Source organism: Robiginitalea sediminis, assembly GCF_002198115.1.
GTDB classification, from domain to species: Bacteria; Bacteroidota; Bacteroidia; order Flavobacteriales; family Flavobacteriaceae; genus Robiginitalea; species Robiginitalea sediminis.
On record NZ_NGNR01000001.1, the window covers coordinates 138,757 to 163,070 of the forward strand.

Here is a 24,314-nt window from a genome sequence, read left to right on the forward strand (position 1 = left end):
TGTTGATTTACTAAAAATTATTCCCTCTTCATTACAGACCGGTTACTTGGGATGGACAAGTTTGACGATGTAGATTATTGGAAAGGTATTATCCTCTATGGGCTTAATCAAGCCACCTATAAGATTGCCCTGGGTAAAACTTTACTAGAATTAGCTGAAGAAGGTAATGATGTTGTCGATTGGAGCCAACTCTCTAAAGTCTACCTTGACAATTACATAAAAAGACTAAAAGGCACCCATCTCCCCCAACAAAATAACCCCACCAGAAAGACGAAAATGGAGCGGATCGTGGATTCTCTGAGGAAGGGGAAGATTAATTACGACACCGCTGTCATTCAAGTAGGCCAGGAAGCATTCAATGACGTAATCCCACGCTTTCAGACTATCGGGACAAACAAAGAAATTGTCGGCGAGAGATTCTATCATTTTGACCATTGCAAAAAGCTATATCTGCATGATCCGACCTTCAGAATCCATGAGGAGTTCAAGCAGGAGCTTTTCGATGAGCTGGAGGCACGCTGGAGTCTTTTGGAAGGAGCTTTTACAATAGTGCACGGAGATTGGCAGCTATCAAATGACATCAGAGACATTTATCTTGTAAACGGCTACTCCAGGACCAACATAACGCATAACATACCCTTCCTGCAAGGCTATCAAGGTAACACTTGTTTTTACTGCGGTGAGCCTATCCGTGACACGGATATTCATGTAGATCACGTGCTTCCCAGGCAGGTGATTCAACATGACGAGATATGGAATTTGGTCCTCAGTCATGGTATATGCAACCTCCATAAGAATGATGCCTTGGTTGGAAAACATTACTTTGAAAAGCTTGTTGCCCGAAATGAGAATATTATGGGCAGCAACCACCCCTGGAAGAAAAAAATTGCAGATGCCCTGGGTAGTACCCCAGCAAAAAGAGCTAAATCCATGTGGCACCATTACGAGAATGCCAGGATTGTTTTGAGAAATAACTATTGGGAGAACTCTCCTGGTTATAATAGAGAGACCGATCCTTTTTTTAAACGCCTAATTACCAAACTGAATAACCCATGAGTGTCTTCAGCGAAATAGATCCAGACAACTACGTGTTTGAGTCTGAATTTTTCTTTGCCATCTATGATAGGTTCCCTGTTTCCGAAGGGCACATCCTGATAATTTCGAAACAGGAGAAGAAGGACTACTTTGAGCTGAACCAGAATGAGCAAGAAGAATTACCAAAACTTATTCTCAAAGCTAAAGGAATCCTTGAGGATAAACACTCACCCGACGGATACAATATCGGAATGAATTGCGGAGAAGTTGCAGGCCAAACGGTAATGCATTTCCATTGTCATGTAATACCAAGATACAAAGGAGATATGGGTGATCCTCGTGGGGGTGTAAGACATTGCGTTGAGGGGAAGGGCTATTATTAGCCAGAAGTATTCACCGGATAAACAAGCTAAGGCCCTGCATTCTGAGACAGACAATTAAGGCCAAACACTATGTTATTCCCGACCTTTAACTTGAGCCATTCCACGAATCTAAAGACTCGCGACAACAGCTTTATGTGTTCTCTCTTACCTTCGAGGTTTCAGGCAGGGGACCAGAGGAACACCCCGGAAGTAGTGCTAAGCTCACTACCGGGATGATCTCCCGGAGGCTGCAAATCGCGAAAAATCATCTATAAAAGAGTCCAACAGCAGCGTTCTGAGTTCCTTTAAGAAAGCTCAGATATTACTGGTTCGGCCAGGTTACCAGCTCTTGAAAAGCCCCTAAAAAAATCATGCTGAATTGCATAGAATAATTTCCTATTTTGCTGCTGGACATCAGTCCATTACGCAATTAACACACATCAACCATTAACACTTTACTATTATGAAAAAACTAATCGCAGAATTTATCGGAACGCTCTGGCTGGTACTTGGAGGGTGCGGTAGCGCGGTGCTTGCTGCCGGGTATCCGGAACTCGGTATCGGGTTTGCAGGCGTTGCCCTTGCCTTTGGGCTTACCGTTGTGACCATGGCCTATGCCATAGGCCACATTTCCGGGTGTCATCTGAATCCGGCAGTAAGTATCGGACTTTGGATGGGAGGCAGGTTTAGCCGCCAGGACCTCATCCCCTACATTATTGCTCAGGTACTAGGGGGCATTGCAGGAGCGGGCATTTTGTATGTCATTGTATCCGGTAAACCGGGGTTTGAACTCGGAGGGTTTGCAGCCAATGGATTCGGGGAACACTCCCCAGGGGGGTACGGGATGATGGCAGCCCTGGTTACCGAGGTGGTCATGACTTTTATGTTCCTGATCATTATCCTTGGTGCTACCCATTCCAAAGCACCCCAAAAATTTGCCGGACTCGCTATCGGGTTGGGTCTTACGCTCATCCACCTGATCAGCATCCCGGTAACCAATACTTCGGTAAACCCGGCAAGGAGTACGAGCCAGGCCCTCTTTGCAGGCGGATGGGCCACAGAACAACTCTGGTTGTTCTGGGTTGCCCCCATCGTTGGCGCCATTCTGGCTGGCCTGGTTTACAAGGCCATTTCTCCGGACGAATAAAGGCATTTACACCAGACAAAAACCCCGCCACCATGGCGGGGTTTTATTTTTAGGCGGGCGTTCACAGTTTTCCGTTCCCCTATTCCACACGCACTGAAAACCTCACCTGCACATCCCGGGATGAATTCCCAACGGTAAAGTCATACCAGGTGGGCTCCACCTCCCAGGATCGGCTTTCCTCATTGTAAAAAGCCAGTTCCGAAACCGGGATGGCCATTTCTATGGTTTTCGTCTGGCCCGCAGGCACCAACACCTTCTGAAACGCTTTGAGTTCCTGTGCCGGGCGGGTTACCCGGGAGTCCCGGGCAGTGGCATATACCTGTACTACTTCCTTTCCGTCCCGGGTTCCCGTATTGGCCACCGTTGCCCGGATCCGAATCGTATCGGAAGGGGCATAGATTTCCCACTCCGGTGTGGCCTCCCCAATTTCGAAGGAGGTATAGGAAAGACCATATCCAAAGGGGTAGAGGGGCTCGATATTCTTGGTGTCGAACCAGCGGTAGCCCACCAGCAGGCCTTCACTGTAGGTAACCGTGGTGTCTCCGGGGAAGCTATTGGTGGCATGGGCCGGGGAGTCCATCAGGTCTTTGGGCATGGTCCACGGGAGTTTCCCGGAAGGGTTCACCTGGCCCAGGAGCACATCGGCAAGCGCAGTTCCCCCTTCGGAACCGTTGTACCAGCTCCATACAATGGCCTTGGCCTTCTCCTTGATGGAGCCTATATCGAAAGGCGCCCCCGCAATGATGACCACAATGGTATTCGGGTTTACTTCCAGCACCTGCTCGATGAGTTCCACCTGCCCAAAGGGCAATTTGAGGTCCACCCGGTCTGAGGCCTCGGTCTCATAATCCCGGTTAGACCCTGCAAACAAAATGACCTGTTCCGTTTGCGCGGCCACCGCCAGGGCCTCTTCTAAAAGGTCAGGGTCCAGTTCATCTATCGTAAGGGCCCGCTCCTGGGTCACTTCGCCAAAAACGGACTCCTTTTTGGGGGCATAGCGCTCCAGGTATCCTTCGGCATACCGGACCTCAACATATTCCGGGAGCCGGTTCTGCAACCCCTCGAGAGGGGTAACCTCCCGTTTTGTTTTGACCCCCGCACCAAAGCCGCCGAGGGCATTCTTCTTGGTGGCATTGGCACCGATAACGCCTATTGAACCCATCCCATCTGCGGTCAAGGGCAGCAGTGCGCCCTCATTCTTAAGCAAGACCACGGATTCCGAGGCAATTGCATAGGCGTCCCCAAAGTGTTCCTCGGTATGGATACTGCCTTCCGGGCGGGCCTCCCCTCCCATTGCCTTGAGGGCAAAGAGTACCCGCAGGATCCGTTTCACGTGCACATCGATCTCGGCCTCTGAGACTGCACCGGAGCGCAAGGCCTCCAACAGGGGGTCGGCCAGGTAGAATTCGTCAAAGGGCTTAGGGGTACCCATCTCCAGGTCCAGCCCGTTTTCCAGGGATTTAACCGTACTGTGGACGGCGGCCCAGTCGGAGATCACAATCCCCTGAAATCCCCACTCGCCCCGCAGGATATCATTAAGCATGTAGCCATTCTCACAGAGGAACTCCCCCCGGAACTTGTTGTAGGCCCCCATCATGCTGTATGCCTTCGCGTCGGTTACCGCCGCCTTAAAGGCCGGGAGGTAAATTTCCCTGAGGGTGCGCTCATCGATCTGTACATCCACAAAATCGCGGTTGGTCTCCTGGTTGTTTGCCGCATAATGCTTCACGCAGGCGGCAACATCGTTTTCCTGTAACCCGACAATAAAGGGCACCGTCAGTTTTTTATTGAGGAAGGGGTCCTCGGTAAAGTATTCATAGGTCCGGCCGCCCAAGGGGGTACGGATGATGTTGATGGCCGGGGAGAGCAGGACGTCCTTGCCCCTGGCCCGGGCCTCCTCCCCCACGCTCTGGCCGAACAGATAGGCCAGGTCCGGGTTCCAGGCCGCAGACAGGCCCGCCCCTGCCGGGTAATAGGTAGCAAAATCGTCGTCCGCCCCAAGAGGGGCCCAGGAATCCCTGGAAATTTCCTCCCGAATTCCAAGGGGGCCATCGGCCATCTTTAGTTCGGGGATGCCCAGGCGGGGTACCCCGTCTGTGGAAAACATGCTGGTCCCGTGAAGCATGCCAACCTTTTCCTCCAGGGTCATCTGCCCGATGAGGCTGTCTATCTGGGCATCGAACTGCTCTGGAATGGGTTTTCCTGAGTACGATTTCTGGGTCTCCATAGGCGTTTCCTGGGTTTGGGAAGGTTCGCTAGTACAAGAAATAACAAAAAAGGCAATGGCTGCAAATGCCGCCATGGCCGGAACTAACCGTTTCATGTTGTGGATGTTGTGGATACCTCCAGCGGATTTATCCGGATTAAAAGCTAAAAGTACGGCCGGAGCGGGAGGAAAAACCTGCTTTTTATCAGGTGCAGAGCCATCTGCCAGGTTCCACGGATTTCGCAGATTCCTGTACCTTTAAGGAGACTACCCGAATCCGTGCGGGCTCCCATGAAAAAACTCCTCATCCTGCAGATGCGCCCGGAAGACGCCACCGCCAATAGCGAATTTGAAGCTATCCTGCGGGTGAGTGGGTTGAATCCCAGTGAAACAGACCGGTTCCGCCTGGAACAGGAAATCCCCAAGCTGCACCTGGAGGACTATTACGCCATCATCGCTGGGGGCAGCCCCTTCGATGTAAGCACCCCGGAAGCGGAAAAAACCCCGGTTCAGCTCCGTATTGAGGCCTTTTTTACAACCCTTTTCGACCGGATCCTCCCGGCGGATTTCCCGTTTCTGGGGTGTTGTTCCGGGAATGGATTGCTGGGGAAATACTGCGGGGCTCCCATTTCGGGCACCTATTCGGAACCCATCTCGAGCGTGGCCATAACCCTGACACCAGAGGGCAAAAAGGACCCCCTGCTTTCCGGGCTGTCCAACCGTTTCGAGGCCCTGGTAGGCCATAAGGAAGCCTGTGACGCGCCGCCCGGCGGGGCCGTCCTGCTGGCGTCCTCCCCTACCTGCCCCGTGCAGATGTTCCGGCTCGGGAAGCATGTATATGCGACCCAGTTTCATCCGGAGGCAGATGCAGAGGAATTCATCCTCCGCATTCATACGTACAAAGACTACGGTTATTTCCGGCCCGAAGAAGCGGATGCGCTGATTACTGCTGTCCGGCATACCGACACCCCGGTTCCTAAGGAAATCCTGAGGCGGTTTGTAGAGGCGTACAAACCGGCTTAACGCCCATTTCACCCCCAAATTCCCTCGGTTAATCGAAAAAAAGGCCACCCCGGTGCGTTTGGCCTGCTCCTGGATTGTTACATGACAAAACCCTCAAAATACTATCGTCATGAAAACAGCACTACTCATCAAGGAAATCTATATGGAAGCCTTCCGCGACCTGGGAAACTTCCTGATCAAGAACTACCTGAAGGTTTTTGCCTGGTTTAGCTTTGCCATGTTTGCCGTGGTTTTGTACGCCTTTGTCTTCCGCGTGGCTACGGGGTTTGTGTTTGATTAGGGGTGGGGTTGGAGCGAATGTCTGCCTGGGTGGGGCGTACCCCCACCCATGGGGATAAGATAACCTCCCGGACTGCAATGCGCCAGCACGCCACTACCACGCACAATACGCCGAAAGGTTTTGTTTGCTATCTTGCCGGGAAAGACTTTTCACCTCTGTGACATCATTCACCCTGGACACCGAACCCGGCAAACTGGAAACGTACCTGCAGCAAAAGGCCTGGCTGCGGCCCGGGGAGCGACTGCTTCGGATCTCCAAGCCCGGGGAAGGGAATATGAACGTCGTTCTGAGGCTGCATACGGATTCGCGCAGCCTGATCCTGAAGCAATCCCGGCCCTACGTCCAGAAGTACCCGCAAATCCCTGCCCCCCTGGATAGAATCGGGGTGGAATACCAGTTCTACAAGGCTGTGTTTGGTTCTGGCGTCAGTAAACACATGCCGGAGATCCTGGGATACGCAGCAGAGGACCACCTGATGCTTTTGGAAGACCTCGGGGAGTCCGAGGACCTGACAACGCTTTATACCCGCCGTACCGTTTCGGAAGATACCCTTACCACCCTGGTATCGGTAATGGAAAGCATCCATAGTACAGGTGCAGTAAAAGGCTTTCCTGAAAACCTGCAACTGCGCCAACTCAACCACCAACATATTTTCGTCCTTCCCTATGCCGAGGATAATGGGTTTCCCCTGGATCAAATTCAACCCGGGCTGGAAGCGCTTGCTAAACCCATAAAAACAGACCGTATTCTTAAAGGTCGAATTACCGCTTTAGGAGAAAAGTACCTGTCCCGGGGGGCTACCCTGCTGCATGGGGATTACTATCCAGGCAGCTGGCTGGAAAGTGAGGGGAAGGTTTATGTCATTGACCCGGAATTCAGTTTCCTGGGGTTTCCGGAATTCGATCTTGGGGTAATGGCAGCCCATATGTACATGGCCACCTCCCGGGCCGAAATGCTTCCCGCTCTTTGGGACCGCTACTCCCTGCCTCTGGACCGTGGATTGGTACAACAGGTGGCGGGCACCGAAATCCTGCGTCGCCTTATAGGCCTGGCACAACTGCCCCTGGAGCGGAGTTTGGATGAAAAATCGGCCCTGCTGGAACAGGCTTGTAACTGGATATCAAATGAAAACTAGGCCTCTTATTGTTATAATTCTGTTGGCAATCCTGTCTGGGTGCAACCCGGAAAAAGCCTCCGCACCAGAGTTTATACAGCCTGTTAAACCTGCCTATGGCCATGCGACAGCGTTGCCGGAGGGTGAGGTTTTATACGATAAGGTACTGGGTGCCCTGGTGGGATCGGCCATTGGGGATGCCATGGGCGCTTCCACCGAAATGTGGCACCGTACGGACATACGGCGCACCTACGGGTACATCAATAACCTGACCCCGGCGGTGCGCAACCAGTCCCCGGAAGGGACCTGGGATCATAACCTGGGGGCAGGTGCCACCACCGATGATACCCGCTGGAAGGCACTGATGTCTTACTATCTGGAACCCGCTGAGCAGGCCTGGTCTGCCGCTTCCTTTGCCTCGCATATCGTGGATTTTTATGGACAGGCTGTTGGAGGGATCGATACGGAAAAGGCCGCATTGGACCCTGACCTGCTGGAAGCCCCGCTGGAACAGGTAGACTGGATTCGGGAATGGGCCCGGGTAGCCCTGGCCTACCAACAGGGACCTGAACCCTACCACAGGGCCCGCGATCGGTTCTATGGGGGCGAAATGTCCTGCGCCGGGATGCTGTATACCCCGGTATTCGGACTGGTCAGCCGGGACCCCCTATCTGCTTACGAACTGGCCTTCGAACATACGCTTTTCGATATTGGGTATGCACGGGATATCTCGGCCCTGCTAGCTGCCATGACCCGGACAGCCGTGGATACCCGCAATATGGATTCCATCCTGAATACAGCAGTCTTTACCGACCCCCTTCGCTATCAGGACAGCCGGCTGGTTGGCAGGATTTCCCTGCAAACCGCCCAGAGGGCCAGGGACCAGGTTCGCCGTGCCTTGCAAATGGAGCCCAACTTCCAAGGCCCAGTCCTGGATTCCCTCCTCAGGAATATCCCGGAAGGGTACCCGGGAAGCCCCTCCGACTGGGTCCGGCAGGAGGCCATTTACACCCTGCTGGAAAAAGATCAGGAAGCCATCCCCTTTCATGCGGGGGAGATATGGCAAATCCTCATTGCCGGGTTAGAATTCGGGCAGGGGGATTTTGAAAAGACCATGGCCTTTATTGTCAACTACGGAAGGGACAACGACACTGTTGCGGCCGTCGCCGGTATGATCCTGGGGGCCAGCCTCGGATATGAGGAACTGCCAGAAAGTACTCGGGAAACTGTCCTGAAAGTCAACCGCGAACAACTCGGTATAGACCTGGAGGCCGCGGCGCGAAGGATATCCGGGTATTCTTCTCAACAGGCCCATTAGTCGGGAGCATCCTGAAGGCAACCGCCAGACAGATATTCACGTACTCCTCTGACACCTAAACCAAAACCGGAGCATGGGTATTTAGTACCTGGCAAACAATATCCGATGCAACATCCGGATAGTTTACGGAAACCTTTTTATCAGAATCTACCCAGTCCCATAATGCCGGTAGGGTCTTTTCGTGCAGGGACTCCAGGATGGGAACACCCATTTGGCCAAGTGCCGCGGCATTACACTGCTGCTCATATTGTCCTTTCATGGGAATGACACAGAGTTTCTTGCCCATAAAAAGGGCCTCTGAAGGGGTTTCAAAACCCGCAGCACAAAGGACGCCTCGGGCTCTGGTTATACTCGCTAGGAAAGCCTCATTGCTTACCGGTTGTACCCTGACATTTCCAAATTCGTAATGCCGTTTACCGTGCTTGGAAAACACCTGCCAATCCACATCGGGGACTCGTAGAAGGACGTTGAGGATCCGCTGGTCCTCATAGGCCGGGAGGTAAACCGTATAATGCCCCTTGTCGGCAAGGGATGCTTCTCTTACCCCCTTTCGAATTACCGGGGTGAAAATACCGGGGTCATAGGCCTGGAAATGAAACCCATATTGGGCCGAAACCGGGGCATACCGTTTTAGTACAAGTAATCCCAAGGGGTCCGCCTGATTGGGTCTGGGGGCGGAGGGCGACAGCACGGCTGCCTGGTGGCTAATCCCGATGCATGGAATTCCCCTCAATTTGCAAGCCCATGCAGAAATGGGCTCAAAATCGTTCAATACAAGATCGTAATCGCGAACGGGCAACATACGTACCTCCTTTTGAATTCGCAGCGCATTAATCTGCAGATAGGTCTCCCAGATATCAACCCCCCCTTGCCTGCCGAAAATAAAGCTCATCCCCCCAAAACGGAACTTAACTTCATAGGGTAGTGGAATATCGGACTGTACCCCACTAACCAGGAGGTCCAGCTGTACTCCTGCCTTGAGTAACTCGGGGATTATCGCCCTGGCCCTGCTCAGATGGCCATTCCCGGTTCCCTGGATAGCGTAAAGCACTTTCATGTCAGCCTTGCTTGATTTGAAATTCCTGAACCAGGGCTTCAAAGAGCACCTGGGTGTTGTGTAATTCTTCTGTTTCGGGAGCCGGTTCACCTGTTAAAAGGAGCTGATCATCCTCCTCGTAGCGGTAAAGTTGCCATTGGCCCTGGTGGTATTCCAGACTGGTGAGGTTTTCTATCCAATCCCCGGAATTCAGGTACGCCACCTTTCCTTCCCGACTTGCGATTTCTTTAATTTCCGGCTGATGGATATGCCCGCACACCACAAAATCATAGTTGTTGTCTATAGCGATCTGGGCCGCCGTCATCTCAAAATCGTTGATGAATTTGACGGCAGACTTGACACTGTTTTTAATCTTCTTGCTCATAGAAATTTTCCCGTATCCAAGTTTCATACTGAAATAATTCATGACACGATTCAGAAGAATCAGGGTATCATAGCCTATGGCTCCGAGTTTTGCCAACCATTTGGAGTGCTGCATGGTAACATCGAACACATCACCATGAAAACACCATGCCTTCTTCCCATCCAAATCCAGGACCACTTTATTCACGATCCGGAAACTCCCCAGCTCAAAACCTGTAAATTTCCTCAGCATTTCATCGTGATTCCCCGTTATATAGTACACCCTGACACCTTTGGAAATCCAATCCAGCAAGATCTTGACCACCTTCATATGGGAAGCGGGCCAGTAGCGTTTGGAGAATTGCCATATATCCACAATATCTCCGTTCAGGATAACGGTCTGGGGACGAATGGATTTGAGATACGCAATTAGCTCCTTGGCATGGCATCCATATGTGCCCAAATGGACGTCTGAGAGCACCAGGAGATCCAGTTCTCGTTTTTTCATATGAGTGTCGGATTAAAGTTCCTGCTGCCGAGAAGTGGGGTCATAGCGACTGGTGGGAGCAGCGCTGGTATCTCGCTAGTGCCGGGAGGAAAATGGCGATTCAACAGGACAGGGTTCTCGGTGAAAAGAATTTAATTTCAATATTGGGACTTTTCTTTTACCGGAATATCATCTGTGCTTTATAGAACCGTTGTTTTAGCATTAAACCAGTGTTAGGCAGTAAAGCAATCTCCCCATGTGGCGAAAAAGGAAATCCCCCTCCCTCCCACCCATAAATCTACCTCCCCACCCTGCAACCCGCCAGCACCCACCCCACTTCCACACCCCCCCTATTGGCAACCTGCACATTTTTCAAAAAAGCAACCCTTTCTTAATGCTGCCCTAACGCCGGTCGGTGAAATAAACCACATCTTTGAATCTCATTCATTGCTAAGCCAGAATTGAGTTAGTTTGGTTGTAAGGCCGGTACGCCCCAAGAGTACCGGCCTTCATTTTTTTCCGGTGGTTGCCCCCTGCTCCTTATACGGCACTTCACAGTGTCGTTTATCGATTATTCCCACGGCTCTTTGAGCCTTGTAGGAATTTCCTTCACCCGACGGGATGTCTGAAAAATCGGCTAAAGGGAAAACGAGAGGCCGTTTACCGAGAAAAAGGGTGCGAAAATCCAATCCGGAGGCGGATTTTACAGAAGCGCTGCAGATTTGTCCCAACAGCAAGTCAAACGCAAAATTCCCCAAGTATGAAAACACTTTTACTCGTTAAAGAAATTTACCTGGATGCTTTTAAAAACCTCGGCAACCTAATTGTCCGGAATTATTTCCGCGCCTTTGCCTGGTTCAGCTTTGCTATGTTCCTGGTAGTGCTTTACGCATTCGTCTTCCGCATCTCTACCGGATTTCCTTTCGATTAAGCCAAAGGTTCCCAAAACAGACAGCAGAACACGAATACCCGATTTACTCTTCTCCGAGAAACAGCACTTATGAAAACAATGGAAAACACCGCGGTTATTACCCGGATAGGACGGTTCGTCCACCGGTTCCGCACAGCATTCCTCTTCTGGATGTATATCCTGGCACTGATGTTATACGCCTATCGCTGGATGCCCGCATAGGGCACCTGCAGGGCGCGTGGTGGCGTGGTATAAAACCCTTTGGGGTTAGGGCGGGAGTTCCCTGCCAAACACTATCTTTGTGGGTGCCGGAGGCCCTTCCGGCAAAACCGCAAAGCGCCGTTACTTGACCCGAAATTCCAGACAGGCATTATTGATATTTACCCGAAACCCCGTTTTGGGATCCTGCAAAACCCGGCTCGCCGCAACCCTTGGCGATAGCCGGGCTTTGGAGGTTTACCGCTTTTTATTGCGCCATACTGAAGGGGTTGCAGAAGCCCTGGAAGGCACCGACCGCTATGTTTACTTTTCGGATTCCCTGGGCGATGGGTCCCATTGGGACGTTTCGCATTTTACCCATTGCCTCCAGCACGGGGAAGACCTGGGTGCCCGGATGCAAAAGGCCTTTGAAGCGGCTTTCTCAGAAGGCTACCAACGCGTATGCCTCATCGGAAGCGACCTTTACGACCTGCGGACCCGGGACCTGGAAGAAGCCTTCCGGTTACTGGAATCCCATGAAGCCGTGGTGGGCCCTGCCCAGGACGGGGGGTATTACCTGTTGGGCCTCACCCGGATGTTTCCGGGCCTCTTTACTGCAAAAAAATGGGGGACTTCCTCGGTGCTCTCAGACACCCTGAATTCCCTGAAGGGCCGGGCGGTGGCTGCCCTCCCTGTACGAAACGACATCGACTACTACGAAGATATTGCCGGCCACCCGGACTTTGAACCATTCCTAAAAGACTTGCACCATGACTAAAAAACAGCTGGAAACCTCCGTTCAGTTTTTAAAAGACAAGGGGTTTGACGCCCCCGAGGTAGGGATCGTCCTGGGCTCCGGCCTGGGGCGGATGGTGGAGGAAATCCAAAACCCCAGGGTAGTGCACTACCACAACATCCCGTTTTTCCCGCTTGCCACCGTGGAATTCCACAGCGGGAAACTTATCTATGGCGAAATCGGCGGCCGCAGGGTGGTGGTCATGCAGGGGCGCTTCCACCTCTATGAGGGGTACGCCTTTACGGACATCACCTATCCCATCCGGGTCATGCACCTGCTGGGGATTAAGCGCCTGCTTATTTCCAATGCAGCCGGGGCCATAAACCTCGGGTACCGGAAGGGAGATTTAATGCTGGTTGAGGACCACCTGAACCTGCAGGGCGGGTCTCCGCTGGCCTTTAAGACGGTCTCGGAATTCGGGGAGCGTTTTGTCGATATGAGCTGCCCCTATAACCCGGAAATGTCCTCGGGGCTCGAAGCTATTGCTAAGGCTGAGGGGATTGTCCTGCATAAAGGGGTGTATGCCGCAGTGGTGGGGCCCCAGCTGGAAACGCGGGCCGAATACCGGATGCTGGGCCGGATGGGTGCCGACGCCGTAGGCATGAGCACCGTACCGGAAGTCATCGTGGCCAACCACCTGAAACTGCCCGTGGCAGCCGTATCGGTCCTCACGGACGAATGCGACCCGGACCACCTGGAGCCGGTCAATGTGGCCGAGATCCTGGAAGTGGCTGGCAAGGCCGAACCCAAACTGGTCACCCTCTTTAAAAAACTGATTGAAACATTCTGACGGCGGGCTGTAAGTTCCCGTTTTCCAACCCTACTAACCTAAGTGATAATCCTAATGCTACCCCCGTATGAGCTACCTGAAGGCCACCAATGACCTTTATCGCGATGCAGCCCTGACCCCGGATGTGGGCCTGTGCTGCACCACCAACCCCGTTTGGCAATTCCCCGGACTGTCTATTCCCCGTATCATGCAGGAGATGAATTACGGCTGCGGCAGTACGGTTTCCGCCCAGGATTTAGTGGGCAACCCCAGGATCCTCTATGTGGGCGTAGGAGGCGGGATGGAGCTGTTGCAGTTCTCCTATTTCTCCAGGCAAAAGGCCGGGGTGATAGGCGTGGATGTGGTGGATGAAATGCTCGCCGCCTGCCGGGATAATTTCCGCCAGGCCGAAGCCGAAAACGACTGGTTCCGCTCCGAATATGTAGAACTGGTAAAAGGCGACGCCCTGGACCTCCCGGTAGCCGACCAAAGTGTGGATGTGGCTGCCCAGAACTGCCTCTTCAATATCTTCAAGGAGCAGGATCTGAGGAAGGCCATCTCGGAGATGTACCGCGTACTCAAACCTCAAGGAAGGTTGGTGATGAGTGACCCGGTCTGCGAGGTACCCCTTGGCCCGGAGCTCCGGAATGACGACAGGCTCAGGGCAGCCTGCATTAGCGGCAGCATCCCCGTGCGTGACTATATCCGGATCCTCACTGACGCCGGGTTTGGGACTATCGAGGTACGGGCCAGAAGGCTCTACCGCGTATTGAGCCCCAACCACTACCCTGTGGATCAGCTCATCCCTATCGAATCTATCGAAATCGCCGCCATCAAAGATCCCATGCCAGAAGACGGGCCCTGTATCTTTACCGGAAAATCGGCCCTATACTACGGGAAGGAGGAATATCTGGACGACGGCAAGGGCCACGTGCTATTGCAGAACCAGCCCCTGGCCGTTTGCGACAAAACCGCTGCTGCTCTGGCGTCCCTGGGTGCTGAAATCTACATTAGTGAGAGCACCTGGCATTATAACGGCGGTGGATGTTGTTAACCCCTATGGTAGCTGTGCTTCGCTTCGCCCGTTTTTTCTGCCTGTTGGGCTTCCTGCAGTTCTGCAACTGGCACCCGGGGGTGCGTTTGCCGGATCCGGACCCCGCCCAGAGTGCCCCTACCCATGAAACCTGGGACGCCCTTTTGAAAGCCCACGTGTCCGAAGACGGGATGGTGGATTACCAGGGGATGCTCCGGGACCGGGACGTCCTCAGGGACTACCTGGAGATGCTCTCACAGCATATTCCCGGGGAGCACTGGAGCCGCGAGGCGCGCCTGGCCTACTACATCAACCTCTACAACGCCGGGACGGTAAACCTCATCCTGGAACACTACCCGGTAAAAAGCATTAAGGACATCCGAAACCCCTGGGGGAGGAAGGACCTACAGATAGGAGATAAAAGGGTTTCCCTGGACGACGTGGAACACGGAATCCTGCGGAAAATGGATGAGCCCCGCATTCATTTTACCGTGAATTGCGCTTCCTTTTCCTGCCCGAAACTCCTTCCCGAAGCCTTCACAGAAGCCGAGGCAGAGCGCCAGCTGGATGAGGCCGCCCGGGCTTTTATCAATGACCCCCTGCGCAACCGGATCGGGAAGGGGGACTACGCCCTTTCCCGGATTTTCAAATGGTACGGGGGGGATTTCAAGACAACCGGGAGAAGCCTGGAAGCCTTCCTGAACACCTACCTGGAAGAACCCCTCCCGGAAGGTGCCAGACCCGAATTCCTGCCCTATGACTGGTCCCTGAACAGCCAGCGATGACCCGCATCAGTATAATCATCCCGGTCCTGAACGAAAGGGCCAACCTGGAAGCGCTGCTCCCCTACCTGAACGCGGCAGCAGATGACCCTTCCTGGTTTGAAGTCCTGGTTTGCGATGGGGGCAGTACCGACGGTGGGGCAGAAGTAGCGCGCTGCCATGGCGCCTCATTCCTGTCATCTGCCCCGGGAAGGGCCCGTCAGATGAACGCCGGGGCCCTGGAGGCGCGGGGGGAAGTGCTCTATTTCCTGCATGCGGATTCCCGGCCACCACAGGGCTTCGACAAGATGATCCTCAAGGCCCACGACCGCGGCAAGGGGGCCGGCTGCTTTCGCCTGGCATTCGACAGCCCGAACCTCGTCCTCAGGGCCTTTGCCTGGTTTACCCGCCTGAACTGGCCCCTTTGCCGCGGGGGTGACCAATCCCTTTTTATCCGCAAAGCCTGGTTTGAAGCACTCGGGGGGTTCAACGAGCGCTTTATCATCTATGAAGACAACGAATTTACAGGCCGCATTTACGACCGGTTCGCTTTTACCGTCCTGCCCGCAGTGGTAAAAACCTCGGCCCGCAGGTACGCGGACCACGGGGTACTGACCCTGCAATTCCACTATACGGTTATCCACCTGAAACGATGGCTGGGGGCCCCGCCTGAAGCCCTCTACCGGTATTACCGCAAATTCATTGGAACCTAATCTTCCCGGGACTCAAAGTCGAGCATTAACCCTTCCCCAATCCACTTGGCCAGGGCCTGGCGGTTGTCGGGCTCTAGGATACGCCTTTGGTCGCGGGTGTTGCTAATGTTGCCTACCTCGATAAAGGCGGTGGCCGGGAGGGTATTTTTGACCACGTACAGGCTGCTGCGGTCCTCGAAGGTGCCGGTATAGGTGCGCCCCGGCTGGAACCGGGCATAGTTTTCCCGGAATGTGGCGTGGATATGCTCTGCAAGCCTGCGGCCGCTTTTGCTCTTCTCGTGGTGGTAAAAGAACACATCGATGTTCTGCCCTTTGCTGCGGCTGTCCACATGAGTAACCACCAGTCGCTGGTAGCGTCCCCTGTGCTGCCGGTACAGCTTGTTTACGGCTTCTACCCGCTGTTCCAGCCGCTCCTTCTGGCCCAGGGGGATCTCCAGGTCCGGGTAGGTGACTTCATCCCTGTCCATCTCCAGTATGCGCTGGTCCCGGATGCCGTCGTCCGGGTCCCGGATAATGACATAGACCAGGGCCCCATGGGAAATGAGGTAATGGGCCAGTCTCAGGGTAATATCGTAGGCGTATTCATCCTCGCTAATCCGTCCCTTTCCGTATCGGGTAACCGCACCGGGGTCCGGCCCGCCATGTCCGGAAATCAGGTAATAAACAGCTCCCTCAAGGCGCTTGCTGCGCTCGGGCACCCGGGCATAGTCGGGTCCGAAAAGTTCATAAAGGGTTTCGGTGGCGGTTGCCTCCGGGCCTGTTTTGGTTTCGGGGAGGGAATCTCCCGGTACCGGGCTGGGCAGGACATAGGTACTTCCTGCAATAAGCTGGTCGCCCTCCCCGAGTCGGGGCCCGTTGAGTTTTCTGAAGTCGTCCATACGGGAAAGGTCGGCCCCGTGGCGCCGAAGGAGGGAATAAATCCCATCCCCGGGGGCCGCAACCACCTGCTGTAGGGAATCCTGGGCACACACAGGGAAAGTCTGTACCAGGATCATAGCAGTAAAAAGGCGTAACAGGCCGCGCGGCATGGGCAAAGGGTTTTACAAAGATTATCAAAAATGCGGCCGAATTGCAAATACCCCCTATTGGAAGCGCTGGTAGTAGGTGCGGATTACCTGTTGGGCCGGTTTGTTCTGGGGGGTAAACCGGTTGTCCATGGCCCCTCCGGAAACCGGGTGGTGGATAAACCATTTCCAGACAAAGCCCCCGGCAAACCAGGGTTCTGCCCAGAATTCCTCAAAAAGGGCTGTCTTGGCATTGGCCTGGGCCTGCAGGTTTACCCGTTCCTGGTTCCGATCTACCAACCAGGGTTTCTTGGCGGTGAAGTCCATGGACCGGTACCCGTATTCGGTAAAGATTACCGGGCGGGCAGTGCCTTCCGACAGGGCCCGGATCTCTTCTTTCCACCGCTTCCAGCCCGTGCGTAATTCCTCCACGGAAGGGTCCCGGCTCTCAGAAAGCGGGAAGTACGCATCGATACCAATAAAGTCCAGGTCTTCCCAAAACGGGGTCCGCCCGTATTCGTCCCAGTTGGCGGCATAGGTAAGCTTACCGCTGTAATGCTGGCGGACTTCCGCAATAAGAGCTTTCCAGAATTGGGGGCGTGCCGTGACGAATTTCTCGAGTTCAGTACCCACACAAAACAGTGCCACTCCCGTCTCCTCCGCCAGGTCTGCATAATTCAGGATAAAAGCCCGGTAAGAGTCTTCCAGGGCTTGCCAGCCCGCTTCCGAGTCCATTTCCATTTCCCCGGTAAAGAGGCCCCTCCAAATCCACAATTGCGGCTTGAGCATAACCGATATCCCGTTGCCTTGTAAGGTTTCTATGTACTGCCTGGCCCCCTGACGGGTTTCCCCGAACCACTGGCGGTCCGTATCATAAATAATTTCAGCGCTCCCGATTTCCCGGATAAAACCAAAGGGCATAACCGCGGCATGGTCCGCGTAGACCTCCAGCAAAGCATCCACATGGGCCTGGCTGGCAGCTTCTCGGGAACCCACAAAACTCACCCCATTGATCTTGGGTGCGCGCTGGGCGGCGCACCCTGCAAGCAGCAGCAGCAACAGTATCCCCAACCTTCTCATAAACGGGCTCTTAGCGCTAAAGGTAAAGATTTAATTCACTCCCGTTTCAGAATAATTGTTAAGTTCCTAACTTCCCTCCGACTGAGGCTAAAACACTCAGCCCTAACCATGCATGTTGTCATAATTGGAAATGGTATTGCCGGGGTTACAGCGGCCCGGCATATCCGGAAATTATCCGATGCCCGGATTACCCTCATCTCGGCAGAGACCGATTCCTTTTTCTCCCGCACCGCCCTGATGTATATCTACATGGGGCACCTGACCTTCGACCAGACCAAGCCCTACGAGGAATCCTTCTGGGGTAAAAACCGCATCGACCGGGTCCGGGGGTACGTGCAACAGGTACTTCCGGAGCAAAAATCGCTGGAACTGGCAGACGGCAGGACCATGGGGTATGATACCCTTATCCTGGCAACCGGGTCCCGCCCCAACAAATTTGGCTGGCCGGGCCAGGACCTGGATGGGGTGCAGGGGCTGTATTCCTACCAGGACCTCGAACTGCTGGAGCGCTATGCCCCGGACAACAAAACCTGCCACAGGGCGGTCATCGTGGGCGGGGGGCTTATCGGAATAGAGCTGGCGGAAATGCTGCGTTCCCGCGAGATCCCGGTCACCTTCCTGGTCCGGGAATCCAGCTTCTGGAACGGGGTCCTGCCGAAGGGGGAATCCGAAATGATTAACGAACACATTCGGGAACACCATATAGACCTTCGCCTGGGGACCAACCTGAAAGAAATCCTGGCAGACGCCTCCGGGCGGGCCCGGGCCGTGGTCACGGACACGGGGGAAACCATCGATTGCAACCTGGTGGGGCTTACCGCCGGGGTGTCCCCGAACATCGGCTTCCTCAAAGGATCCGGGATTGAGCTCGACAAAGGGGTCCTGGTAAGCCGATATCTGGAAACCAACATCCGGGATGTCTATGCCATTGGCGATTGCGCCCAGCAACGGGAGCCAATCGGCCGCCGAAGACCGGTGGAGGCTGTTTGGTATACCGGTAGGATGATGGGCGAAACCGTGGCCCAGACCATCTGTGGCAACCGGCGTGAGTACGCCCCAGGGCACTGGTTTAATTCCGCTAAATTCCTGGATATCGAATACCAGACCTATGGCTGGGTTTTCCCCGAGCGCTCCCGGGGGGAGGAAGAACAGCACTTCCACTGGCGCCACCCGAAGGACCTGGTTTGCCTGACCCTCGCCTACAACGGGTCTTCCGGCCTGTTCCTCGGGCTAAACACCTTCGGCATGCGAATGCGGCACGAAGTCCTGGACCGCTGGCTCCGGGAAGGCCGCAGCGCTACCCACGTGGTAGCCCACCTGCGAGAAGCCCTCTTTGACCCTGAATTATACCGCCACCCGGTTGCACAAATCCAGGCCGCCTATCAACTCCAAAACCAACCTGTATCATGACCACACCCCAATCCATGTCCCTTGCCGGAGGACCCCCGAAAAGCCTGAATACGGCGCAGCGCCTTTGGCTTTTTACCGGGTTTGCAGGCCTGTTTATCCTGCTCCTGGCCACCTTCGGGATTGCCTTTCCGAACTCAGGTTTATGGCTCAGTTCCTCCCTTTTCGCCATCCTCGTCTCAGTAATCGGGTTCAGCCATGCCTCCTATGGCACACATCCCGAAGGCATCAAGAACAACGGGGTTTGGTTTAAGTCCGTTTCGGGCCGGGGCATCTGGGCTTGGGGCCTGGGGATTTTGCTGACGGGCTTTTACGTCGTCCTTTATTTTTACCCGGAATACCTGGGGCTGGTATCCGGGGGAGACAACCAGGGGCTTATCGCCTTCTTCGACCCCCTGAGCCGTGCCCTGAGCGGGAACCCGGCCAGCCAATGGTTTGTATACGGGGCCCTCTATACCCTGGCTATCCTGGCCTTTGGCATTAAGTTTATCTGGAAATACCGCCACAACCGGTATCAGATCCTGCGCACCCTGAGCGTGATGTTCTTCCAACTGGCCTTTGCCTTCCTGATCCCGGAGATCATGGCCCGCCTTAACGGGGACCTGCCCTACTACGACCTGAAAAACATCTGGCCCCTGAATTACTACAATTTTGAGCGTTATCGCATCAACGCCTTTATCTCCTCGGGCAATCTGGGCCTGGCCATGCTGCTCTTCGGGATTGCCTCCACCCTGGTCATTACCCCGATACTGACTTATTTCTTTGGGAAACGCTGGTACTGTTCCTGGGTATGCGGGTGTGGCGGCCTGGCCGAAACCGCCGGGGACCCCTTCCGCCACCTGAGCGACAAGAGCACCTTTGCCTGGAAGGTAGAGCGTTGGGTCATCCACAGCGTGTTGGTTTTTGTGGTCCTGATGACCACGGCGGTTATCTACTCCTACCTGGGCCCGGACAACAGCAAATACTGGCTCAGCCGCGGTCAGCTTCTATTCGGTGTTGGCGCGCTCCTGACCCTGGTATTTGCCTGGGTAATGGTATTTAAACGGCAGGAGCTCCGAAAAGATGCCAAGGTAGGCGCCATCGCTTATTTTGTGGTTATCATGGGGCTGATCCTGCTGCACACCACCAGCGACGGCCAGCAGCTCTTCCTCTTCAAGTCCGAAACCCTTCGCAAGACCTACAGCTTCCTTATCGGAAGTGTCTTTTCCGGGGTGATCGGCACGGGGTTCTATCCCATTTTCGGCAGCAGGGTCTGGTGCCGCTTCGGGTGCCCCATGGCGGCTATCCTGGGCCTTCAGCAAAGGCTGTTTTCGCGCTTCAGGATCACGACCAACGGCGGGCAGTGTATCTCCTGCGGCAATTGCTCCGCCTATTGCGAAATGGGGATAGACGTGCGGGCCTACGCCCAGAAAGGCCAGAATGTAGTCCGCGCCAGCTGCGTGGGGTGCGGGATTTGCTCGGCCGTATGCCCGAGGGGGGTGTTGCGGCTGGAGAACGGCCCCTTAAAAGACCGGATCAACCCGCGGGAAATCCTCCTGGGCAACGATGTGGACCTTATGGATTTTCTGGGTAAAAGCCCCCGATAATTGCCTGGGATTGCGTTCTTTTGCACCGGCCAAGCGCCCCACCCATGACACGCATAGACCTTATCATACCGGCCTATAACGAAGCGGATTCTATTGGCCACGTCCTGGCGGAGGTGCCCGATTTGGTCTCGGAAGTGGTGGTGGTAGACAACCATTCCACCGACCAGACGGCTGCCGTTGCAAGGGCTGCGGGCGCAACCGTCCTTCACGAACCCAACCGGGGCTACGGGTATGCCTGTCTGAAGGGCATGAATTATCTGGTCGAAAAATCCAACCCACCCCATATTCTCGTATTTATGGACGGCGACTACTCCGATTACCCGGAGGAGCTGCCAAAGGTGGTGGCGCCCATCCTGGAAGGGAGGGCAGACCTGGTAATCGGGGCTCGGCATAAAAGCCTCCGCGAACCCGGGTCCATGACACCGCAACAGGTCTTTGGAAACTGGCTGGCCACAACGCTGATGCGGCTGCTCTACGGGGCACGCTTCACAGACCTGGGGCCCTTCCGCGCCATCCGAACGGATCGGCTGCTGGAGTTGGGCATGCAGGACAAAACCTACGGGTGGACCGTGGAGATGCAACTGAAGGCCCTCAGGCACAAGCTTGCATATTGCGAAGTGCCAGTGCGTTACAAAAAAAGAATTGGCGTTTCCAAAGTATCGGGAACGGTAAAAGGTACTATATTTGCAGGCGTAAAAATCCTGGGGTGGATCTTTAAACACAGTATAACATAAATGGGACTTACTATTTCCTACATCATCATCGCAATCTACAGCCTGGCGCTGTTGCTGATCTTTTTCTACAGTTTGTCCCAGCTTAACCTGCTGGTGAACTACCTCGGATATAAACGGCGCAACCAGGATGCCCCCAAGTTCAACCTGCTGGACCCGAAGGAAATCCCCTTTGTAACCATCCAGCTGCCCATCTTCAATGAAGAATACGTGGTGGAACGCCTGCTGGAGAATATCGCCAAAATTGAATACCCCAAGAGCAAGCTGGAAATCCAGGTGCTGGACGATTCCACAGACGACTCCGTCCATGCCACCGCTGCCATGATTGCTGAACTTCAGAAGGAGGGACTGGACATCCAGCACATCCGCCGCGAGAACCGCGAAGGCTTTAAGGCCGGCGCCTTGAAGGAAGGGCTTAAAATTGCCAAAGGCGATTTTATCGCCATCTTCGATGCCGACTTCCTCCCCGGAAGCGACTGGCTGAAGAAAACCGTACCCTATTTCAAGGACGAGGAAATCGGGGTGGTACAGACCCGCTGGGGCCACATCAACCGCGATTACTCCACCCTGACCCGGATTCAAGCCTTTGCCCTGGACGCGCACTTTACCCTGGAGCAGGTAGGACGCAACTCCAAAGGGCACTTCATCAACTTCAACGGCACAGCCGGAATCTGGCGCAAGGAGTGTATCTACGATGCCGGGAACTGGGAGGGGGATACCCTTACCGAGGACCTGGATCTGAGCTACCGCGCCCAGCTTAAAAACTGGAAATTCAAGTACCTGGAAAATGTGGAAACCCCGGCAGAACTCCCGGTGGTTATCAGTGCTGCCCGGTCCCAGCAATTCCGCTGGAACAAGGGCGGGGCCGAAAACTTCCGCAAGACGGTACTGAGTGTGATCAGGGCCAAGAACATCCCGTTCAAAACCAAGTTCCACGGGGTCATGCACCTGCTCAACAGCAGCATGTTCCTATGTGTTTTCGTAGTGGCCGTGCTGAGCATCCCCATGCTCTACATCAAAAACACCTATGGCCACCTGGGCTGGGTCTTTGAGGTTACGAGCTTCTTCATTGTTAGCACCATCATCCTCTTTGTCTGTTACTGGTTCACCTACAAGAGTATGCAGGGCAGCAGTTTCGACAACTTTGTGGACTACATCAAACTGTTCTTTACGTTCTTCTCGGTAGCCCTAGGCTTTTCGCTCCACAACACCGTGGCGGTGCTGGAAGGGCATATGGGCAAGCGGTCTGAGTTTGTCCGCACCCCGAAGTTCAACATCAACAGCCTTACGGACAGCTGGAAGGGCAACAAGTACCTGGCCAAGAAACTGTCCCCGAACATGATCCTGGAATTTGCCCTGATGCTTTACTTCCTGTTTGGAATGTACAGCGCCATCCCGCTGAACGACTTCGGGTTGTTCCCGTTCCATTTCATGCTGTTCCTCGGCTTCGGGTTTGTCTTCTTCACATCCCTTACGGCAAAGGCCTGAGTAAAACCATCCCCCTGGGGAATTCCGTGCGGTTTTCCTGAATATTTTTAGTTATTTGCAGGAGTAACCAAACCAAACTCCTATGCCCCGGGCATTGGTGACCTACTGGAACCTCCACCGGATCTCCATCCTGTTGCTGGCCCTTGGCCTGGGCCTTTACGCCGCCTTTGCCTACGACCTGGCCCGCGCCGATTCGGTTAAACTGGTTACCCTTTACGCTGCCCTTTTTTTCCTTGCCTTTAAACTTATTCAGTTCGAAAAGTGGAACTACCGCTTTCTGGTGGTTGGGGGCATCCTCATGCGCCTGGTTTTCTTCCTGGCCGAACCCAACCTTTCCCAGGATTTTTACCGGTTTGTCTGGGATGGCATCCTCGTGCTGGATGGAGGCAACCCCTATGCCATAACCCCGGATGCCTTCATGGAGCAAGGAGGCAGGGGCTTCCCCCTGGCCGAAACCCTGCATCAGGGCATGGGGTCGCTCAGCGCCCGGAATTACAGCAACTACCCCCCGGTTAACCAGTATTTCTTTGCCCTTGCCGTATGGCTCGGGGGCAAAACCCTTTGGGGTAGCCTCCTGGCCATGCGGGCCCTGTTACTCGCCGCCGATATCGGAATCCTGTATCTGGGTCGGAAACTGCTCCGGAGCCTGAACAAACCGCCACAGCTCATTTTCTGGTACTTCCTGAACCCGCTGATTATAGTGGAGCTGGGGGGAAATCTGCATTTCGAGGGGCTCATGATCTTCTTCTTCCTGATGGGCTTTTACCTGTTGGTGCACGCATCCTGGGTGTGGGCGGCTATCCCCTATGCCCTTTCCATTGGGGTAAAACTCATGCCCCTATTGCTTTTGCCTTTGTTCTGGCCCCTGCTGGGCTGGAAAAGGGGTTTCGGGTTTTACGCGATTACTGCGGCAACCCTCGGCCTTGCCGTTTATCCCTTGTACTTTCCGGAGTTCCTCCCGCACTACCTGCAAACCCTGAAACTCTGGTTTTCCAACTTCGAGTTTAACGCAGGGCTCTATACCCTGGCCGAAAAGCTTGCGGTATGGCAGGGTGCCAAACCCTGGGAATTCATTGCCGACTACGGCCGCTATGTGCCCTGGTTAACCGCCTTGGTTGCCGGCCTTCTTTGCTTCCATCCCAAGATGCGTTCCCCAAGGCATTGGTTTACCGGAGCCCTGGGGGTGTTCAGTGTGTATTACCTCACCGCCGCGGTGGTCCACCCCTGGTACCTGGCTTTCCCCTTATTGCTTAGCCTTTTTACCCGTTTTCGCTTCCCGATTGCCTGGAGTGCCCTGGTTGTCCTGTCTTATACGGCCTATGCCTCGGAGGTGGTGGAAGAGTTACCCCTCTTGCTGTTCGTTGAATATTTCATAGTCATCGGGTATATGGTTTATGAAATCGTCAGGATGCGCCGGGATATTTATGCGTTTTTCAAAAAAGAATCGCCGAAAAGCGCCAATTAAAT

General features: G+C 54.3%; 24 protein-coding genes. 19 read left to right on the forward strand and 5 right to left on the reverse strand.

Going from position 1 to position 24,314, the window contains the following annotated elements:
• Positions 1–51 precede the first annotated feature (51 nt).
• From CA832_RS00640 to aqpZ, 3 genes are all read left to right on the forward strand, one after another.
• The gene (locus tag CA832_RS00640) at positions 52–1,056 is read left to right on the forward strand and encodes an HNH endonuclease (RefSeq protein WP_088339629.1); all 1,005 of its coding nucleotides are present in this window, start codon (positions 52–54) and stop codon (positions 1,054–1,056) included.
• Entirely contained in the window at positions 1,053–1,418 is a 366-nt protein-coding gene (locus tag CA832_RS00645) for an HIT family protein (RefSeq protein ID WP_088339630.1), read from the forward strand. The genes CA832_RS00640 and CA832_RS00645 overlap by 4 nt, the downstream gene beginning before the upstream one ends.
• 442 nt (positions 1,419–1,860) lie before the next feature.
• A complete protein-coding gene (gene aqpZ / locus CA832_RS00650; protein ID WP_088339631.1) occupies positions 1,861–2,544 on the forward strand; it encodes an aquaporin Z in 684 nt (227 codons plus the stop codon).
• 79 nt (positions 2,545–2,623) lie between these two features.
• Here aqpZ and CA832_RS00655 read toward each other — a convergent pair whose 3' ends face one another.
• A complete protein-coding gene (locus tag CA832_RS00655; RefSeq protein WP_088339632.1) occupies positions 2,624–4,867 on the reverse strand; it encodes a glycoside hydrolase family 3 C-terminal domain-containing protein in 2,244 nt (747 codons plus the stop codon).
• 174 nt (positions 4,868–5,041) lie between these two features.
• Between CA832_RS00655 and CA832_RS00660 the strand changes: the two genes are divergently transcribed.
• The 4 genes from CA832_RS00660 (at position 5,042) to CA832_RS00670 (ending at position 8,485) form a co-directional block, all read left to right on the forward strand.
• Entirely contained in the window at positions 5,042–5,773 is a 732-nt protein-coding gene (locus tag CA832_RS00660) for a glutamine amidotransferase (protein ID WP_088339633.1), read from the forward strand.
• A 109-nt stretch (positions 5,774–5,882) separates the two neighbouring features.
• Positions 5,883–6,053 carry a DUF6747 family protein gene (locus tag CA832_RS15090; protein WP_198944426.1) on the forward strand — a complete coding sequence of 57 codons (171 nt, stop codon included), beginning with the start codon at positions 5,883–5,885 and terminating at the stop codon, positions 6,051–6,053.
• A 157-nt stretch (positions 6,054–6,210) separates the two neighbouring features.
• Positions 6,211–7,188 (forward strand): phosphotransferase, encoded by a 978-nt coding sequence (locus CA832_RS00665; protein ID WP_088339634.1) that lies wholly within the window; start codon positions 6,211–6,213, stop codon positions 7,186–7,188.
• Positions 7,189–7,210: 22 nt separating this feature from the next.
• Positions 7,211–8,485 carry an ADP-ribosylglycohydrolase family protein gene (locus CA832_RS00670; RefSeq protein WP_233131675.1) on the forward strand — a complete coding sequence of 425 codons (1,275 nt, stop codon included), beginning with the start codon at positions 7,211–7,213 and terminating at the stop codon, positions 8,483–8,485.
• A gap of 55 nt (positions 8,486–8,540) precedes the next feature.
• Here the strand turns inward: CA832_RS00670 and CA832_RS00675 are convergent, their stop codons facing one another.
• The gene (locus tag CA832_RS00675) at positions 8,541–9,542 is read right to left on the reverse strand and encodes a glycosyltransferase family protein (RefSeq protein WP_088339636.1); all 1,002 of its coding nucleotides are present in this window, start codon (positions 9,540–9,542) and stop codon (positions 8,541–8,543) included.
• A 1-nt stretch (position 9,543) separates the two neighbouring features.
• Positions 9,544–10,392 carry a UDP-2,3-diacylglucosamine diphosphatase gene (locus tag CA832_RS00680; RefSeq protein ID WP_088339637.1) on the reverse strand — a complete coding sequence of 283 codons (849 nt, stop codon included), beginning with the start codon at positions 10,390–10,392 and terminating at the stop codon, positions 9,544–9,546.
• 739 nt (positions 10,393–11,131) lie between these two features.
• On the opposite strand from CA832_RS00680, the gene CA832_RS15095 reads away from it, so the two are divergent.
• From CA832_RS15095 to CA832_RS00710, 7 genes are all read left to right on the forward strand, one after another.
• Complete coding sequence (locus CA832_RS15095) at positions 11,132–11,302, forward strand: DUF6747 family protein (RefSeq protein WP_198944427.1); 171 nt, start codon at positions 11,132–11,134, stop codon at positions 11,300–11,302.
• A 69-nt stretch (positions 11,303–11,371) separates the two neighbouring features.
• Positions 11,372–11,503 (forward strand): hypothetical protein, encoded by a 132-nt coding sequence (locus CA832_RS15245; protein WP_262502070.1) that lies wholly within the window; start codon positions 11,372–11,374, stop codon positions 11,501–11,503.
• Positions 11,504–11,582: 79 nt separating this feature from the next.
• On the forward strand, positions 11,583–12,257 hold the full coding sequence (locus CA832_RS00690; protein ID WP_317042251.1) for a TIGR04282 family arsenosugar biosynthesis glycosyltransferase: 675 nt from the start codon (positions 11,583–11,585) through the stop codon (positions 12,255–12,257).
• Positions 12,250–13,065: a purine-nucleoside phosphorylase gene (locus tag CA832_RS00695; protein ID WP_088339640.1), complete on the forward strand. Its 816-nt coding sequence runs from the start codon at positions 12,250–12,252 to the stop codon at positions 13,063–13,065. Before CA832_RS00690 ends, CA832_RS00695 begins: the two co-directional genes overlap by 8 nt.
• Before the next feature lie 67 nt (positions 13,066–13,132).
• Positions 13,133–14,098 (forward strand): arsenosugar biosynthesis arsenite methyltransferase ArsM, encoded by a 966-nt coding sequence (gene arsM / locus CA832_RS00700; protein WP_088339641.1) that lies wholly within the window; start codon positions 13,133–13,135, stop codon positions 14,096–14,098.
• Positions 14,099–14,103: 5 nt separating this feature from the next.
• On the forward strand, positions 14,104–14,862 hold the full coding sequence (locus CA832_RS00705; protein ID WP_158211860.1) for a DUF547 domain-containing protein: 759 nt from the start codon (positions 14,104–14,106) through the stop codon (positions 14,860–14,862).
• The gene (locus CA832_RS00710) at positions 14,859–15,551 is read left to right on the forward strand and encodes a TIGR04283 family arsenosugar biosynthesis glycosyltransferase (RefSeq protein ID WP_088339643.1); all 693 of its coding nucleotides are present in this window, start codon (positions 14,859–14,861) and stop codon (positions 15,549–15,551) included. The genes CA832_RS00705 and CA832_RS00710 overlap by 4 nt, the downstream gene beginning before the upstream one ends.
• On the opposite strand, the gene CA832_RS00715 is transcribed toward CA832_RS00710, so the two are convergent.
• Positions 15,548–16,579 (reverse strand): N-acetylmuramoyl-L-alanine amidase family protein, encoded by a 1,032-nt coding sequence (locus tag CA832_RS00715; protein ID WP_088339644.1) that lies wholly within the window; start codon positions 16,577–16,579, stop codon positions 15,548–15,550. The genes CA832_RS00710 and CA832_RS00715 overlap by 4 nt on opposite strands.
• 54 nt (positions 16,580–16,633) lie before the next feature.
• A complete protein-coding gene (locus tag CA832_RS00720) occupies positions 16,634–17,635 on the reverse strand; it encodes a glycoside hydrolase family 113 (protein ID WP_088339645.1) in 1,002 nt (333 codons plus the stop codon).
• 108 nt (positions 17,636–17,743) lie between these two features.
• Here CA832_RS00720 and CA832_RS00725 point away from each other — a divergent pair, with 108 nt between their 5' ends.
• The 5 genes from CA832_RS00725 to CA832_RS00745 all read left to right on the forward strand — a co-directional run bounded on the left by CA832_RS00725 (position 17,744) and on the right by CA832_RS00745 (position 24,312).
• Positions 17,744–19,045, forward strand: coding sequence for an NAD(P)/FAD-dependent oxidoreductase (locus CA832_RS00725; RefSeq protein WP_088339646.1), 1,302 nt, complete (start codon positions 17,744–17,746; stop codon positions 19,043–19,045).
• On the forward strand, positions 19,042–20,628 hold the full coding sequence (locus CA832_RS00730) for a 4Fe-4S binding protein (RefSeq protein WP_233131680.1): 1,587 nt from the start codon (positions 19,042–19,044) through the stop codon (positions 20,626–20,628). Before CA832_RS00725 ends, CA832_RS00730 begins: the two co-directional genes overlap by 4 nt.
• A gap of 44 nt (positions 20,629–20,672) precedes the next feature.
• The gene (locus CA832_RS00735) at positions 20,673–21,362 is read left to right on the forward strand and encodes a glycosyltransferase family 2 protein (protein ID WP_088339648.1); all 690 of its coding nucleotides are present in this window, start codon (positions 20,673–20,675) and stop codon (positions 21,360–21,362) included.
• On the forward strand, positions 21,363–22,847 hold the full coding sequence (locus tag CA832_RS00740) for a cellulose synthase family protein (protein ID WP_088339649.1): 1,485 nt from the start codon (positions 21,363–21,365) through the stop codon (positions 22,845–22,847). It abuts the gene before it with no gap.
• Positions 22,848–22,929: 82 nt separating this feature from the next.
• Entirely contained in the window at positions 22,930–24,312 is a 1,383-nt protein-coding gene (locus CA832_RS00745; protein WP_088339650.1) for a mannosyltransferase, read from the forward strand.
• Positions 24,313–24,314 lie beyond the last annotated feature (2 nt).